The organism is Rossellomorea sp. LJF3, from assembly GCF_037046045.1.
Classification (GTDB): Bacteria; Bacillota; Bacilli; order Bacillales; family Bacillaceae_B; genus Rossellomorea.
Genome location: NZ_JBANLY010000001.1, coordinates 61,722 through 79,092, shown reverse-complemented (window position 1 = coordinate 79,092; position 17,371 = coordinate 61,722). Strand labels below are relative to the sequence as shown.

Here is a 17,371-nt window from a genome sequence, read left to right as displayed (position 1 = left end):
ATAAAAATCTTTTATCAATCTTTTATTAAGTCGTTTTCCACCAGCCAATCATGGGCCACAACGGATACACTATTTCCTTCGATATCCACTTTGTAATTCAGTTCCCGCATGATATCACTGTTTAGTTTATCTGCCAATTTTCCAGTGATTTCTTTGATTTCGGGATACTTTTTATATACGTCTTTGTTGATACTGACAGCTGCCCTGTAAGGCGGGAAAAAATTTTTATCATCCTTTAAGGTCACAAGATCATAATCCACGATGGTTGCATCTGTTTCAAAGGCAACCGACACGTCCACCTGACGGTTATTCAACGCTCTTTGAGTCAACCCAAGGTCCATCTGCTTTATTTGCCCTGAACCGAATTTGAAGTCGTATTTTTCCTCCACACCCGGGAGGCCATCGGCACGATTGGCAAATTCAGCATCAGATGCCATTGTCAATTCACCGGGATGACTGTTGATGTATTGTGCTAGATCACTGATTGATACGATTCCCAATTCCTTTGCCTGGTCTTTATTCATGGCAAGTGCGTATGTGTTATTCACATTGGACATATTCATCCAGTGGATTCCCTTTTTTGCATCAAGTTCTTTCACTTTTTCGAATGTTTTCTGTGGATCTGACATCGGTTCCTGCCCCATATAGGTGATCAAGGCTGTTCCCGTATATTCCCACATCATATCCACCTGCTCATTTTCCAATGCCTTACGGACGACGGTACTTCCAAGATTGTTCATTTGTTTGACTTTAAATCCTTCTTCTTTTAATAGAAAAGCCGTCATCTCAGAAAGCAGGTATTGCTCAGTAAAGTTCTTGCCACCGACGGATATTTGCTTGCCGCCTATCCCTACATTCGAACAAGCGGTAAGCATAATAGTAAGGGTCACGATCCCGACCCATTTCAGTTTCTGTTTCATGCATCTCACCTCCTGCTTCAACCACTATATTTCCAGCGTTTGTTTCGTGCCCCTAGGAACGACCAGCCGTTCAATAAGTCTCAATAATAAATCAACCAGAATGGCCAGTACCGTTACCGGAATGGCTCCAGAAATCAAATAACCGTTATCGAATAATTGAATTCCCGTAAAAATCCAGACGCCTAATCCGCCTCCGCCAACAACGTACGCCAGAGCTGCAGTACCGATGTTCAGTACCACAGCTGTCCTGATCCCTGCAAGGATCGAGTAAGCTGCATTCGGCAATTCAATACGGAAAAGGATTTGATGAGGCTTCATCCCCATCCCTCTTGCTGCATCGATCAAATTCTCATCAATCGAGTCGAGACCTGCAACTGTATTTCGGTAAATCGGTAAAAGGGAATAAATAAACAGAGCGAATATGGCTGTTTTAAACCCGATGCCCAAAATACTGATCATCAGGGCAAGAACCGCCAGACTAGGGATGGTTTGACCAAAATTGACTGTATTCGACACAATCCACTCTGCTCTCCTGAACTGCTTTCGGGTAATCAGGATACCCACAGGAACCGCAACCACAAGTGCAAGCAACGAAGATACCAAGACCAACTGCAGATGTTGTTTCAATAAATGGAGAAACGTATTGGATTTACTGAACATATAATCAAAATAATGATTTTTCATCGCCCAGACAAAGAACAGGATGACCAGTGCATACACGACATACCGGACAATATTACTGACGACCTTTTTGGTATTCACCGAATCACCCTTTCTGAACCGCGTTCGATTTTCCTTTGATTTCATAATGGAGGTATTTCTGAACAAGATCTATGGTAATCGCACCTAATTTAGTGCCCCCATCGTCGGTCACGATCACTTGTTCAGCTTCCTGATTCAAAAGCATCGACAACGTATTTCTGAGATCATGCCTCACGTTGATGGTCTTCGTATCAGGAATCGCTTCATCGAAATCTGCCAGTCCTATGATATTTTTTAAATCGGATATCGTGTGGAGACTGAGACTCTTTATGGCACGGTCTTTTCCGAAAAACTCAAACACAAAGTCACTCTTAGGACGGACAAGCATCTCTGAAGGAGTGTCATACTGCATGATTTCACCTCCACGTAATAATACAATCTTGTCTGCCATCTTGATCGCCTCATCGATATCATGACTTACAAACAAAATGGTTTTCTTCACTTCCCGCTGAATTTGCAGGAATTCATCCTGTATCTTCTCACGGATGATCGGATCGAGTGCCCCGAACGGCTCATCCATCAACATGACGGGAGGATCCGCTGCCAGCGCACGAATGACACCGATTCTCTGCTGCTGTCCACCGGATAATTCATGGGGGTAACGTTTTCCGAATTTATCCCCGCTCAGCCCGATCATGTCCATCAACTTGTTGAAGCGTTCCTTCTTCTCTTTCTTCCCCCACCCTAACATGTCAGGAACAATCATGACGTTCTCTTCTATCGTCATATTAGGAAACAGTCCGTTGCTTTGGATGACGTAACCGATTTTCCTGCGAAGCTCAATCTGGTTTAACTCCATTGAATCCTGTCCGTCGATGATGATTTTCCCATCGGTAATAGACTCCAGTCGATTCACCATTCTTAATAAAGTCGTCTTCCCGCAGCCCGATGGTCCAAGCAGTACGACAATATGACCTTTTTCCACGGTAAAGTCGACCCCTTTAACCGCTGTCACACCGCCTTCATATGTCTTTGTAGTCTGATCAAATGTAATCATCTCTTCACCTCTTTCACTTTATGCAATGCTTTTTGGTGTATAGCGTTTTTGTATCCACAACAAGATGGCGTCAGCGATCATGGCAAGTATCGCCACAGCTACCGAGCCGCTGATGATCAGGTAGTTGTCCCCTCTTGAAATCCCCTGTGTGATGAGGACACCGAGCCCACCTGCCCCTATGTAAGCAGCTATGACACCGATTCCGATATTCATGACGACTGCCGTACGTATGCCCGCCATAATAACCGGAAAGGCATTTGGAATTTCGACTCTAAGTAAACGCTGATGGGTCTTCATCCCAACCCCCTTTGCCGCGTCTCGCATCTCCGGGCTCACGTTCCGGATTGCTGTATATGTATTTCGTATGATCGGGAGCTGAGAATAGAGTACCAGTGCCACAAAGGCAGGAACAAAGCCTATACCCTGATTGATGATAGAGAATATCGGAATCATGACTCCAAATAAGGCAATACTCGGAATCGTCAGCATGACAGAGGCAATCTGCAACACCGTTTCCGCTAAATAATCATTTGTCGTTAAGTAAATTCCCAAAGGTACCCCGATTAAAAGTGCCACGATAATCGCCAGTCCTACAAGAACCGCATGCTCTATGGTCAGATCAAGAATCCGAGGTGCATTGACCTCGAGGAATTTCATCCATTTGTCCACATGTACACCCTCCTTTATCTAGTGTTTTTGGCCAAAATAAAAGCCGCCCAGGATCTTGTTTAATCCTGACGACCCACGGAATTAGTATTACCGTATAAATGCGCCCACATTCTTATACCCCTCTTGTCGAAATTTAAAACAATTTGTCAATATGGTGCTGGAATGATAAGGAGAATCTGTACGGGGATGTAAGCGATCGAGGAAATCAACGAAATACCCATTTTTGAAGCGAACAGATATTTTACAGGGTTTTTTATTAAATAAAAAGGCGTCCTCCCTCGGAGAACACCTCATCATTTCAATTAACGCAAATTATCTTCTTCCACATGTTCAACCACTATCCTGGGTTTACAAAAAGTGCCAAGCACTTCCAGTATGACAGGGTTCAGTATTTCAACTTCCAGGCATGCAATGAATTGAAGCTGCACCTGGTCACGAGTTAAGCTTCCCGCCTTTTCCCGACATTTAAAATCTACAATGGAGCAGTTGACATTCCCTGCATCCAGTCCCTGGGGTAGACACACACCGATTACTTTATCAAAATAGACAGGTACTTCCATCGCACAGTATTGGTCTTTATCGGTTATGGAACCTACCGTTACCAGAATGACCGCTTGACCCCTGATTTCAACATAACCCGGGTTCCCTTTTTCAAACGAAATCAGGGAGCATCTTGGTTGGGCAGAAGAACTAAGCTGACATTGGACATGTATTCCCTCTCCCCTTTCAAGTAATTCATTCACCAGTGCCCTGCAGTCCGGCGATAGTCCGACGACTTCTGTTAAGTTATGAGTGGCAATGACCCAATCATATACCTTTTCTGCTGAGATGCATTCAGGTCTTAGGTTAGAAGGTGTCGGTGGTATGATACGTCCTAACTGTACATTCAGCAGCCTATTCTCCCCTTCCGCTAAAACGATGGTTACTTCTTCCACAGGATAACCCGAAGCTGTGAACCTGATGACGTACGTTCCGGGAGGTAAGCCGGTCAGGATATAAAATCCAACCGGATCAGTCAACGTAGACCGGATCGGCACTCGTGATCCGATCGGAAAGATTTGTACAAGCACTTGCGGGATTGGCTGTCCTGTTTGACTATCAGTCACTGTACCTCTTACACTGGCTGGATTGTCTGCTAGTAAGAAATTGAGTGTGCTCGTTGCTCCTCTTATGAGTGTGATGGCTTGTAATTGACTCTGGTAACCTGTTGCTCTGGCGACGACTACCACCGTTCCCCCAGGTAACCCTGATATCGTATAATTCCCGTTCATATCTGTGAGTGTTGTACCAATCAGGGTCCCATCGGTGGAGAATACCTGGATAAGTGCATTCTCAATTGGGGAAAGGGTTCCTGCTTCCCGTACATAGCCGGTAATGGTGGCAGGATTAGATTGTAAATCGGCATTAAGAATCACCGTTTCTCCTCTATTCAATATAATCATGACCGTCTGACTTACATAGCCGTCTGCAGAGAAAATTACATGATAATTGCCGGGGCCAAGATCTGAAAGAATATAATTCCCTTCCTGATCAGTCAAGGTTGATGCTACGATAATCCCGCTTCCACTAATGACTGTTATGACACCCGCACTCTGGATGGGCTCTCCGGTATTCGCATCAGTCACCCTCCCCCTAATGGTGGCCGGCTGACGACCAAGCTCCACATTTAACGTCCTGTCTTCCCCATTCGTAAGGAATATTCTAAATACCTCACTTGAATATCCATCTGCCGAGAAGACCACTCGGTACTCCCTTGGATCTAAACCTTCCAATACATACTCACCTGAACCATTTGTGAAAACGGAAGCGATCGGTATGGTTGTTCCGATTCTAAAGACTTGGACAAGAGCAGATTGAATGGGCTGATTGTTGGCCGCATCACGCACAGTTCCTCTAAGAGTTGCTGTTTGATTTGATAAGCTAAAATGAAGGCTTGCCGTTTCACCAGGTGTTAAAGTGACAACGGCAATCTGATCTCCGAATCCGTCAGCGCTAGCAATGACGGTGTATTGACCTTGAGCCAAACCAGGAATCGCATAAAGCCCATTATCATCTGTCAAAGTACTGGTAATAAATACTCCGTCAGAATTAAATACCCTCACCAACGCCCCTGGAATGGCAACGGATGTTTGGGCAATCAATACCGATCCCGTAATTCCAGCCGGATTTGGATCAAGATTCACATTTACTGTTTCTGTCCCATTTGGAACAAGAATGACAGGAATAACTTCTGTCGCATAACCTTCTGCCGAGATAACCACATCATAGCTGCCACTTGGCAAATTCCCGATCGAATACGTTCCATCGCTCGAGGTTATTATGCTTCCAACGACAATGTCTGTATTTGGTATCACCACTTTTATTAGAGCCCCGCTAATCGGATCCTGTGTAACGGCATCCCTTATCGTTCCTTGGACCGTTGCCGGGAATGGGACAAGAGCAATATTTAACTCCTCGCTCTCACCTGGAGATAAGAACACTGTATTGACACTGATCGCGTAGTCTTGAAGCTGAGCCTTCACGTCAAAAGTCCCTTGAGGAAGTCCTTCAATCAAATAATTCCCATTTTCATCAGTGAGAACACGTCTTACCAAAATATCCGACCCACTGACATAAACCTCGATGATGACGCCCGTTAATGGTGACCCAGTAATTGCGTCCACGACTGTTCCACTAAGGGTTGCTGGGTTGGCCAATAAATTGAAATCCAACACTATGGTGCTATTTGGCTGAATATTCACTTGTTGAAGCAAGGATTGATAACCTGTGTTGATTGCTGAAACGGCATAGCTTCCCTCAGTCAATCCAGGAATGAAATATGTCCCATCAACTGACGTTTGAACGGTTGCGACTATCGTTCCCTGATTATTGATAACCCTGACTAAAGTGTCTGCTAGAGGTTGCAGAGTCTGGGCATCCCTTACCGTCCCTGTCAAAGCCCCCGGATTTGAAGTAAGGAGGATTTCAACATTGGTTACCCCCCCGCTCATGACTTCTGCCGATACAGAGTTTGAACCAAAATCAGGACTGCTTCCCACTAATACATATACTCTTGGAGACAGGGTGGTCGTCTGGAAAAATCCATTCGAATCTGTAATCGTAGTGAAAATGATCGGACCCGATCCGGAAAGCTCCCTGACTTCTACAGTGGCACCAGAAATAGGATCCATGGTAACCGAGTCTCTTACAAACCCTTGTACGATCCCTGGGTTCGGACTTAATGCAAAGCTCAGTAAGCTCGTTTGATCGGAAGTGACGATGGCTCCTGCCGTCTCGGGACCGAAATCAGTTGCATTGGCAACAACAGTATATACTCCCGGTGTGACCCCTGAAAAAGTATATTCCCCATTTTGATTAGACAGAGTGGTTTGGACAAGTACATTTGTAAAATCATAGAGCTGGATGACTGCATTAGGAATAGCAGCTCCATTCGCAAGATTTGATATGAAGCCCTGAATCTGTCCAGGATTTGGAGCAAGACTCAGTACAGCGAAAAGGATGTCCCCGGGTCCACCGATAACCGATTTGGTATCTGTTCCAAAGGAGGGGGAATCCGCTGTGATATTCAACGTCCCTGTCGGCAAGGAGAAAAAGGTTACATACCCGTTTTCATCCGTTATCCCTGTTGCAATTGGGATGTTATTAGCGTGCCGGATCGTGACGGATGATCCTCCAATCGGAGTTGCCGTATGCTGAATCACGACTTGGACCGTTAACGTTACGGGATTTGCAGATAAAACGTTTGTAACGGTAGTGCTTTGATTCGATTGCACAATGGCTGATACAGTAGAAGATGAGTAATTCGGTGCGGTTGCTGTGACAAAGTAGGTTCCTGGCGCAAGCGATGGCACTGAATATGTTCCATCTGAGTTCGCTAATAGGCTGACAACCAGCACATTATTTTCATTGAATACGGAGACTTGGATTCCATTCCCCGTAATCGGATTTCCGTTGGTATCTTCCACAGTCCCTGATATCGTTCCCGGGTTCTCCCCTAATGCCAGATCAGCTCTTGTAGCTGAATCGCTTATAACAATGGCGCCGATTTGCTCTGTAGTGAAATTCATTTTTGAAGCGGAGACGATATATGATCCTGGTGCCAAGCCACTGACCGAATAGTTTCCGAATGCTGAAGTTGTTGTGGTTGCTACCGGGATTTGGGAAATACCGTCAATAATGACGACCGTAGCCCCTGAAATCGCATCGCCTGTCGAAATGTTTGTAATCTGACCATTGATGATGCCGGGATTAGGGATCAAAGAAATATTAACTCCGGTTAAATCTTCTCCTACACCAAGGGTTCTCCCTGTGATGACCTGTCCGAAGCCCGGCGAATTGACCACTAAATTGAATGATCCACTCGGGAGATTACCGACAATATATTGACCCGATGAATCTGTGAATCCTGAACCAATCAAAATATTATTTTGATCGAAAATCTGTACGATTGCGTTTACAATCGGGTTTCCAAGATTATCGGTTACGAACCCGGACACAGAACCGGGGTTGGGAATCAGAGTCAAATCTACTGTTGATGTCTGGTTTGCGAGGACCGACACCCCTGCCTGAGCAGTTGAATAGCTCGGGGCTGATGCCAAAACTGTATAGGCACCAGGTGTCAAGTTGTTAAATGAGAATGTACCATCCTGGTTGGTCACGACTGAATCGATCAGCACATTGTTCACATCTCTTAATTGGACAATCGTATTGGGAACGAGTGGACTGACCGTTCCGGTGATGAACCCTGGATTAGGCTCCAAGGAAACAGATACAGGTGTCGTTTGTCCGGAGGAAACGAGAGCACCGACCATACCATTTTGAAAATTATTTGCAAATACATTCACTGTATAATTATCCGGGGCAAGTCCTTCCACCATGAATACACCATTTGAATCTGTCAGCACAGTCGTTATCAAGTTTCCGGAACTATTCACAATGCTGACACTAGCTCCGGGGATTGGATTACTTCCTACACTGTCCACGACAGTACCGGTAATCTGGCCCGGATCAGGTTGAAGGGCGATGTTTGCATCCGCTGTTTGATTGGAATTGACTTGTACAGTAGCGGCATTGGTCTGAAAATCCTGCGCTGATACAACAACGGTGTAGATTCCCGGCGCTAAGCCATTTACAACATATTGGCCATTTTCATCTGTTAGTACCGCTGCTATAACTGCTCCGCTTGCATCGACCACTCTAACCTGTACATTTGCACCGAAGACCGGTGTTCCCGTTTGCGCGTTAGTCACGATACCGGAAACCGACCCTGGATCGGCAGCCAAGTTAAAGTTCACAATAGAGATCATATTGGATGAAATGGTCACCCCTTGTGTGGCAGCTTGAAAATTGGAAGCCGCTGCGACCACTGTATAATTTCCAGGGGCTAAATTAGGAACCGTATAGGATCCGTCGGGAGCTGTAACCGATGTAGCGACAATGATTCCAGTGCCTGTACTGATTTGTACCGTCACACTCCCCCCAGGTATCGGAACATTATTCGTGTCCCTCACAAACCCAGTCAACGTACCCGGATCTTCACGAAGGGTTACATTAGCGGTAGTTGTTTGACCATTTTCTATCATTGTTGCCACAGTTTCCGTTGTGTAATCAGGTGCGCTGACGACAACTGTATAGCTTCCAGGAGGCAGCCCCTGCACCATGTAGTTTCCATTTGAATCAGTGATGACGGAACCGACTTGAATATTATTCTGAAAAACGGTAACCGTTGCCCCTGGAATGGCAACCGCATTAGGATCCTGTACGGTACCAACCAGGGCACCTGCCAGTCTCGATAATTCAGCATCAACAATTGTCATAGCGTTGGAGGTGACAACAGCACCCAATGTTTGAGTAGCATAGCCACTAGCCGTAAAAATAAGAGAATATGAACCTGGTAAAAGACTGCCGAATGTATACTGACCACTTCCATTTGAGGTGGTATTCGCTACTATTACGTTTTGACTATTTACCGCTTGAATTGAGGCTCCTGATATCGCCGTCATAGAATCACTGTCTACTACCGTGCCTTGAATGGAACCGGGATTAGGTTCAAGGAAAAGGTTTGTGTTGGTTATATTACCAGCGGTGACCGATGAAGATACCGTCGTTGTACTATAGTTGGCCGCAAAGGATCTGACCTGATAATTTCCGGGGGCTAGATTATTAAAGCTGTATTGCCCGCTTCCATCGGCTGTCGTGCTGGCAATGGGTACACCATCTGAGTCCAATAATTCTACATTGGCAAGTGGGATGGCAGAATTATTGGTGGAATCACGGACCGTACCTGAAATCGAGCCGGGATTTGCGACCAGGGTGAAATTGATCACAGCTGCCTGATTAGGCTCTGTCATGACGGATTTGGTTTGGGATTGAAAACCAGAGGCAAATACCGAGACGTTGTATAACCCTGGAGTTACATTTACGAAAGAATAATTCCCTGCGACATTCGTCGTAGTGGTATCTATAACAGTCCCGGAATTATTTAGAAGCTGCACGGTTGCATTGTTTATGGGTCCGCCATTTGATACATTTCCAGAAATGGTACTTGGCTGAGGAACGAGTGCAATATCCGCCGTGGAGGATGTCCCACCCACTGCAGATACATTAACAGTTCCTGTCACATAGTTGGTTCTGGTAGCCTCAACAGTATAGTTACCTGGCACAACATTCGTAAACGTATAAAACCCACTTGCGTTCGATTGAGTGGTTGCAATCGTGCTCATTCCCTGTAGAAGGGATACTGTTGTATTCGGAAGTGCCAAACCTGTTGATTGATCGGTGATAGTCCCATTTATGGTGGCGGTCTGTTGGACGTTGATGGTGACGACGGACGTGTTGGACTGAATGGCGTTACCAGAGGAAGAATCAAACCCTGAAGCTTGTACTCTGTCTAAATTGCGTGAACCACTGGTTGTAAATGCACCATTTAATGTGAAGGTTAAGGTTGCGGCACTTCCAGGATTCAGGTTTCCAACGTTCCATGTCAACAATTTAGTGGCTGGATTATACGAGGTTAAACCTTGTGAGGTTGTGTTGACGACAAATGAATTGACTTGATCAGGACCGATGATGTCATCAAGAAAGACTGAAGTGGCTTGTGATCTTCCGGTATTTGTTACGGTTACCGTTCCTGTCCAAGTTGCCTGCTGCCCAAGGACAACTGTTGTAGGTCCTGAATTCCTTACTTTGTTCGTTGCCAGCCTCGCCCTGATATCCGCTTGATCTGGAGTGACGGGATCAGTAAAGGCGTTAGCAAAAGAAAAACCCTCACTTGTCCTTAAAGAATCTTTGTTATAGTTGTTTGAGTTGGCAGATGAGAAGTAAATGGCACGAATGGCTGATGATGCATTGATACCAAGGAAAGAGAAAACTGTGCTCGCCGGGAGAAACCAATCCAGGAAGAAATCTTGATCGCCTCCGATGCTTGAGTCGGCTGGTGCTACTCTGGCAAAATCAAAATTTGTAATCTGCTGGGAAAAGTTTGGGTTTCCCCCTCCCGTCCCTTCAGCAGGGTCATTCCATGAATTGACCAATTTCACCGTATTTTGAATTAAACTAACTCGGTTATTCAATCCATCAACGTTAAATAACCAGTCGTATGTTCCCGCTACTCCTGTGGTGTTGATTAACACCCCCCATGAAAAATTTCTGAAACCTGTTAATTGACTATTACGTGGATCCCCGTTCAGCCTTAATCGGAAATAAACATTCGTTCCATCATATGCGAAAAAACCAGCAGGGAATGTAGAATTCCCTACAATATCCGTCGATATGGGACTTTCATCTCCTAAGACGTCAAATAAGGGTGTCCCCCCGACTAAAACCGGGGTGTATTGTGCATTACTGGGAAATGCCACAAAAAAAACCTCCTTTAAATGATATGGTCTCTATTATGGTATTTAGGGGATAGGAGTTTTGTCTCACCAAATGTCCAGTATTTAAAGGAAATTATACATTTTTCCATCATTAAAAAACCCCTTCCCACTCACTCGGGAAGGAGCTGTCTTTCTAATTCTTCAGCCTCGATTCTTAACTCTTCCTTATCCTTCAATAATCGGAATAATCCTTTCAAGATCAACTTATCCGGCTCCGATTCCCGGCATTCCTCAGATATCCGATTCGCTATGTTCACATAATCTCTACTATCATCTATCCCTTTGATCTTACCATACAGGGATTCCCAAGCTTTCTCCCTCTTCTCAAACGATATGAAAGCACCTTCCTTGTCCATACTGACAGAAAAGGATTTCATCATGTCATCATTCAATTGCGGAGAGCTTTCCCCACATAGGAAGTCATTTGCAAGAAGAGTTATCTGTCTCACTAAATGTGCCCCTAACCTCGAGGGATTAAGGGTATCATCATGAGAAATCAACAGCATCATATAAGACGCATAGATGGATTGGGTCATCCACATCAGATCCCATTTATATGGCCTGATTTCTTTTCCATATACATCGAGGAGATTTTGTTCAAGCCAGCTGAACAGCCGCCCCCTCATACGATGCTCCATGGCCGCCAGTTTTTCACTGTTTTTCGTCGACTCTCCTCTCATATGCATCTTCATATAAGACTTGTACTCCAATATCCCTTCGAATTGCACTTGGAACTGTTTGGCAAATCTCTCCATCGGAGGCAGATTCCCATCCAGTCCCACCACGAATGCCCGTTCAAATACAAGCTGTTGATAATGTTCATAAATAGATATGATCAAATCTTCCTTTGATTGAAAATATGAGTATAGGGAGCCTTTTGATATGCCGACACTTTCGGCAATTTGCTGCATGGACGTCTGATTGTATCCGTGTGCTCCAAAGAGTTCAACTGCTGATTCGAGTATTGCGTTCCGCTTATCCATTTTCTACACCTCTATATCCAGAGAAAACTATCCCTTTTTCATTTTACCCATATTCAGTGCAAATGAGAAGAGCATTATTTCTTGACTAGATGATTTTTTTAGGTAAAATGACTAGTGAGTCAACTAAAAATATGACTGTTATATCAATGATTCAACACTTCTAAAAATTAAATTATGACTCACAGGTCAAACATTATCAAAGGAGGATGAAACCATGTTAAAAGCTATTTTGAAACGTTCGAAAATCGTCCTGATCTTCATCTTATTATTTGTGATCATCGGAATTTTCACCTTTATTCAATTACCACAACGGGAAATACCGGAAACCAGTGTCAATATCGGTACAGTCACAACTGTATATCCCGGGGCTACCGTTGATTCCGTTGAAAGGACCATTACAAATCCGATAGAATCTTCACTCCAATCAATCGGGGGCATTAAAGAAATCAGCTCTTCTTCTGCAGCCGGCTTCTCTACTATTATTGTAGAGGTTGAAGATGGTGAAGACAAAAAAGAAGTGTTCGGGGATGTGCGCCAAGCTGTCTCTGATGCATCTACCTCTTTTCCCGAAGAGGTGTTCGACCCTGAAGTCAATGAATCCACTGTCAAAATGCCCATCGTATCTTATCATTTAGTCAGTGATAATAAGGAGTCACTCCTTGAGCTGGACGATGAGGTCAGCAGATGGAAAGAGGAAGTAGAGGACCTATCCGGGGTTTCAAGTGTCACCGTCAAAGGTCTTCCCGAAGAAGAAATCAAGATCGAATTAAAGAAAGAGGAACTCAAGGCTTCAGGCCTGAACCCCTCTTCTGTTATGAATGCCATCAATGATGAGTATTATCCTACTCCACTCGGAAAGCAGGAAGTGGATAATGAAGTTGTTCAACTGACTGTCGATCATTTCACTACCTTAGATGAAATGAGGGAACTCTTTGTCGGGAAAAATCCCAAAGGCGAATCGATCTTACTCGGAGACATTGCCAATGTGAAAGTGTCCCCTAAAGAAGTCAAAGATATTGTAACGTTTGAAGGAAAACCTTCACTATCATTTACTGCTTTTGTACAGCCTGGTGAGGATATCCCAACGGTCGATGAAAGAGTCAGCGATAAAGTGGATGAACTGTCGGACTCCCTCCCAGCCGGTGTAGAACTTGTACCTTATTATTCTCAAGCTTCCACTGTAACGGACATTTTCGATGGGTTGTTTAAGTCCCTCGCTATTTCCGTTGTGGCTGTTATCTTGACTACAGCTCTTGGACTGACAATCTCAGGTGCTTTTGTAGTGGCACTAGCCGTACCGATTTCCGTATTGATGGGATTGATTCCCCTTCCATTTGCCGGAGTGGATCTCAATCAGATCTCTGTCATCGGAGCTATCATTGCCCTCGGGATCCTGGTCGATGATTCCATAGTAGTGAACGACAATATCCAACGCAGATATAAACTCGGGGACGGTGCTCTCATGGGTGCCATTACCGGTGTGAAGGAAATATGGGTGTCAATCGTGACCTCCTCCTTTGCCATTGTATTCACATTCCTTCCGCTTATATTCTTATCAGGCGGAAACGGAGCGTTCATCAGGGCTCTTCCGACAGTCTTGATTACAACGATCATTGCATCGACATTGGTTGCTCTGATTTTTGTTCCTATTATGAGATACTTTCTTTATAGCAAAACGAAGAAAAAAGTTTCTGATGCCCCAGGGCTGCTGGGTAAACCATTAAATAAGATCGCGGATTTCTATGCCGATACTGTGCTGAAGAAGTTCTCTAAAAGGCCGTTCATCGTTTCAGCCATTGGCCTGGTGTTCACAACTGCGATCTTTGGTCTGATCGCTCTGACACCTTTTGAGTTCTTCCCGTCTGCCGATCGTGAAGAAGTGACAGTCGATGTAACGTTACCGATCGGTACGCCGATCGAAGAAACATCCAATACTCTGGAAGAAATAGAAAAGCTTTTAAAAACAGACGAAGGTGTCTATGAAACGTCTTCCTTTGCAGGTACAGGATTACCGAATCTGTTCAACAGTTCATTATCCAATTCTGGTCAAAATACAGGTCAATTGGTCGCAAGGGTGGATCGAAAAAACCAGACTGCCCAAGGATTGATCGATGAATGGACAGACAAATTGCGAAAAGAGTACCCTGAAGCAAAGATTTTCATGGAAACAATCCAGCAAGGTCCGCCGGCAGGGGCTCCTGTGACGGTGACTGTCTCAGGTCCGGATATGGATCGATTAATTGAACTAAGAGATAAAATTTCCACTGAAATAAATTCATTGGATACTGAATTGGTCGTTGATAACGTCGGAAAAATGGAACCTACTATTGTATATGAGCCTAATCGCGAAAAACTTAAAGAAAATGGTATAACCATTAATGATGTCAGTCAGCAGCTGCGCTTGGCTACTGAAGGTATTCCGATGAAATCGTTTGATAATGGTGTGACAAAACGGGATATGACACTCTTACTGGAAGGAAACGAAGGTGAAGTCGATCTTTCTTCCCTGGAAGTTCCGGCTGAAGCGGCAAACCCTCCCGGACCACCGAATTTGGTTTCACTTAATGAGCTGGTGACACCTGAGAAGAAGGAAGAGCTTCAACTCATCCCTCATAAGGATGGAGAGCGTGCCATTACGATACGCGCCTTCCCTGGTGAAGAAGAGAATTATAAAGAAAATGTACAAGAAATCGTGAAAGATGTCAGGAAGGATCTGGATGACAATAACTACTCCATTACTCTAGGCGGGGAAAATGAAGCACAAAATGATTTCTTTGCGGAAATCACCATTCTGTTTATCATCGTGATTTTCCTAGTGTATTTGTTAATTGCGCTTCAGTTCAATTCTTTATCACTTCCATTCCTTGTCCTGGTTGCAGTTTATCTGGCGATCGCAGGTGCGATTCTCGGATTATTTGTCACTCAGACTCCGATCAGCTTCCTTGCCGTGATGGGGATGGTTTCCCTAACCGGTATCGTAGTACGGAATTCAGTCGTGTTAATTGAGTTTATCGAACAAGGATTACAAAGTGGTATGAGTGTGAAGGAAGCAGTCGTTGAATCCGGTCGTACACGACTTCGCCCTATCCTACTCACCGCCCTTACCTCGATTGTCGCCTTGATTCCAGTGGCAGTCAGCGGTGATGCTCTATTTACCCCATTGGCGGTCACTATCATATCGGGTATTCTGTTCTCAGCTGTATTAACGCTGATCATAGTACCGATGATGTACATGGTCTTCCACCGCTTCAGAAGAAAAAAACGTGAAGCATAAATAATAATATCCTGAGGGGAGACATAGTCTCCTCTCTTTTTTATTTTTAGGATGATTGAAACAACGGCTTATGTACAGTCTATTGATTGATAGGTGACTGTTTGTTATGATTCAAACTTTCCCCTTGAGATATTTCACTTCATCAAGCATTATAGATAAGTGTTACATTTTATACTTTATTTGGAGGAACAGCATGACAAATAAACTAAATTCAAAAGCAATCCTCATAACATTCATGATCGGTGCTTTTTTTGCCATTTTAAATGAAACGTTATTAAATATCGCCCTCACAGAATTGATGGCCGTCTTTAACGTGGATGCCCCCACTGTCCAATGGCTTGCGACAGGATTCATGCTGGTGATGGGGGTGTTGATGCCTATCTCCGCCCTGTTGATCCAGTGGTTCACAACAAGACAGATGTTCATCGGTGTCATGAGTGTATTTCTACTCGGCACAGTCATCGCAGCCTGTGCCCTGAATTTCCCCATGCTCCTTGTAGGGAGGATGATTCAGGCTGTTGGAACAGGTTTATTGATACCCGTCATTATGAACGCCCTGCTTCTGATTTACCGCCCTGAAGTCCGCGGCAAAATCATGGGTACATTTGGTTTGGTGATCATGTTCGCTCCAGCCATCGGACCGACTCTGTCTGGAGTGATCGTCGATTTCCTTGGCTGGAGATGGTTGTTTATCACCGTCATCCCATTCGCCGTATTTTCGATTCTGTTTGCTCTGAAATACTTACAGAATGTCGGTGAGGTTTCCCGTCCCGCTGTCGATGTATTTTCAATCATCCTCTCTTCCATAGGGATTGGCGGCATCGTTTACGGCTTCAGTGCAGCTGGCGAAGAAGAAGCAGGATTTACATCGGTGAAAATCATTGCCATCATCGCCATATCTGTAATCAGTGTCATCCTTTTTGTCCTGCGACAATTGAAGCTTGATGAACCACTCCTTGATGTAAGGGTATTCCGGTACAAGAGCTATACGAGAGGTGTGACCATCTTCGTCATCGTCATTATGGCCATGTTCGCTTCCGAAATCGTGATGCCGATGTACCTTCAAGGTCCTCTCGGGTTTTCTGCAAAAGCAGCTGGATTATTGCTGCTTCCGGGAGCACTGCTGAATGGCCTGATGTCTCCTACCATGGGCTCCCTTTTCGATAAATACGGCCCTAGGAAACTCATCATACCCGGCACGCTCACATTGGTGGGAGTCATGATATTCTTTAGCGGCATCAATCCGGCTACACCCATTTGGTTATTTGTATTGGTCTACATGATTCTCATGTTATCGATATCCGCTATCATGATGCCTGCTCAAACCAATGGATTGAATGAACTGCCGAAGCACTTATACCCGCACGGAACCGCCATTGCCAACACATTGCAGCCGGTTGCCGGTGCACTTGGGGTTTCCATCTTTGTCAGCATCATGACCCAAAGTCAGAAAGGATACATTGAAGAGCAAGCAGGTGGGGTAACGGAAGGAATCCTTCACAATGCCATGACCTATGGAGTTCATCATGCTTATTGGTTTGCCCTTGCCTTGGCCGGTATTGCATTCTTGATTTCATTGTTTATCCGAAAAGCAATTGCACCGGATTTTGACGAAGTGAAGTCAGAAGCTTAATAGATGAAATAACCTACAAAAAAGACTGAGACAAAAGTATTTAGTTAAAAAGAAATCCGAACGATCATTCGAAATTCTTATTGAAGGTCGAGATCGTTCGGATTTATTATTTGCTATTTAAGTAATTATCGTTGCTTTTGGATGTAGTGAGTGGTGGTTGTTTTCCGCTCCAGTTGCTCGCTTTCCGCCCCGAGGAAAGCGAAGTCTTGCACGGAAATCAATAGCGGTGTAATAAGTGATCCTATCTAGTTACTTGATT

8 protein-coding genes are annotated in these 17,371 nt (G+C 44.6%); 2 read left to right on the top strand and 6 right to left on the bottom strand.

What is annotated here, in order from left to right:
* Positions 1 to 14: 14 nt before the first annotated feature.
* From V8G47_RS00355 to V8G47_RS00330, 6 genes are all read right to left on the bottom strand, one after another.
* Positions 15 to 920, bottom strand: coding sequence for a glycine betaine ABC transporter substrate-binding protein (locus tag V8G47_RS00355; RefSeq protein WP_336198336.1), 906 nt, complete (start codon positions 918 to 920; stop codon positions 15 to 17).
* A 24-nt stretch (positions 921 to 944) separates the two neighbouring features.
* Positions 945 to 1,682 carry an ABC transporter permease gene (locus tag V8G47_RS00350; RefSeq protein ID WP_336198335.1) on the bottom strand — a complete coding sequence of 246 codons (738 nt, stop codon included), beginning with the start codon at positions 1,680 to 1,682 and terminating at the stop codon, positions 945 to 947.
* A gap of 4 nt (positions 1,683 to 1,686) precedes the next feature.
* Positions 1,687 to 2,679 (bottom strand): ABC transporter ATP-binding protein, encoded by a 993-nt coding sequence (locus tag V8G47_RS00345; protein WP_336198334.1) that lies wholly within the window; start codon positions 2,677 to 2,679, stop codon positions 1,687 to 1,689.
* 18 nt (positions 2,680 to 2,697) lie between these two features.
* Positions 2,698 to 3,348, bottom strand: coding sequence for an ABC transporter permease (locus V8G47_RS00340; protein WP_098440522.1), 651 nt, complete (start codon positions 3,346 to 3,348; stop codon positions 2,698 to 2,700).
* A gap of 302 nt (positions 3,349 to 3,650) precedes the next feature.
* The gene (locus V8G47_RS00335; protein WP_336198333.1) at positions 3,651 to 11,204 is read right to left on the bottom strand and encodes a carboxypeptidase regulatory-like domain-containing protein; all 7,554 of its coding nucleotides are present in this window, start codon (positions 11,202 to 11,204) and stop codon (positions 3,651 to 3,653) included.
* A gap of 128 nt (positions 11,205 to 11,332) precedes the next feature.
* Positions 11,333 to 12,205, bottom strand: coding sequence for a TetR/AcrR family transcriptional regulator (locus tag V8G47_RS00330; RefSeq protein WP_336198332.1), 873 nt, complete (start codon positions 12,203 to 12,205; stop codon positions 11,333 to 11,335).
* A 214-nt stretch (positions 12,206 to 12,419) separates the two neighbouring features.
* Between V8G47_RS00330 and V8G47_RS00325 the strand changes: the two genes are divergently transcribed.
* Together V8G47_RS00325 and V8G47_RS00320 are read left to right on the top strand one after the other, a co-directional pair.
* Complete coding sequence (locus tag V8G47_RS00325) at positions 12,420 to 15,479, top strand: efflux RND transporter permease subunit (protein WP_336198331.1); 3,060 nt, start codon at positions 12,420 to 12,422, stop codon at positions 15,477 to 15,479.
* A gap of 193 nt (positions 15,480 to 15,672) precedes the next feature.
* On the top strand, positions 15,673 to 17,112 hold the full coding sequence (locus V8G47_RS00320) for an MDR family MFS transporter (protein ID WP_034759686.1): 1,440 nt from the start codon (positions 15,673 to 15,675) through the stop codon (positions 17,110 to 17,112).
* The last annotated feature ends 259 nt before the right edge of the window (positions 17,113 to 17,371 follow it).

Excerpts from the sequence above, each read along its gene's own strand:
- V8G47_RS00355 (WP_336198336.1), bottom strand. The coding sequence starts at position 920 with ATGAAACAGAAACTGAAATGGGTCGGGATCGTGACCCTTACTATTATG.
- V8G47_RS00345 (WP_336198334.1), bottom strand. The coding sequence starts at position 2,679 with ATGATTACATTTGATCAGACTACAAAGACATATGAAGGCGGTGTGACA.
- V8G47_RS00330 (WP_336198332.1), bottom strand. The coding sequence starts at position 12,205 with ATGGATAAGCGGAACGCAATACTCGAATCAGCAGTTGAACTCTTTGGA.
- V8G47_RS00325 (WP_336198331.1), top strand. The coding sequence starts at position 12,420 with ATGTTAAAAGCTATTTTGAAACGTTCGAAAATCGTCCTGATCTTCATC.
- V8G47_RS00320 (WP_034759686.1), top strand. The coding sequence starts at position 15,673 with ATGACAAATAAACTAAATTCAAAAGCAATCCTCATAACATTCATGATC.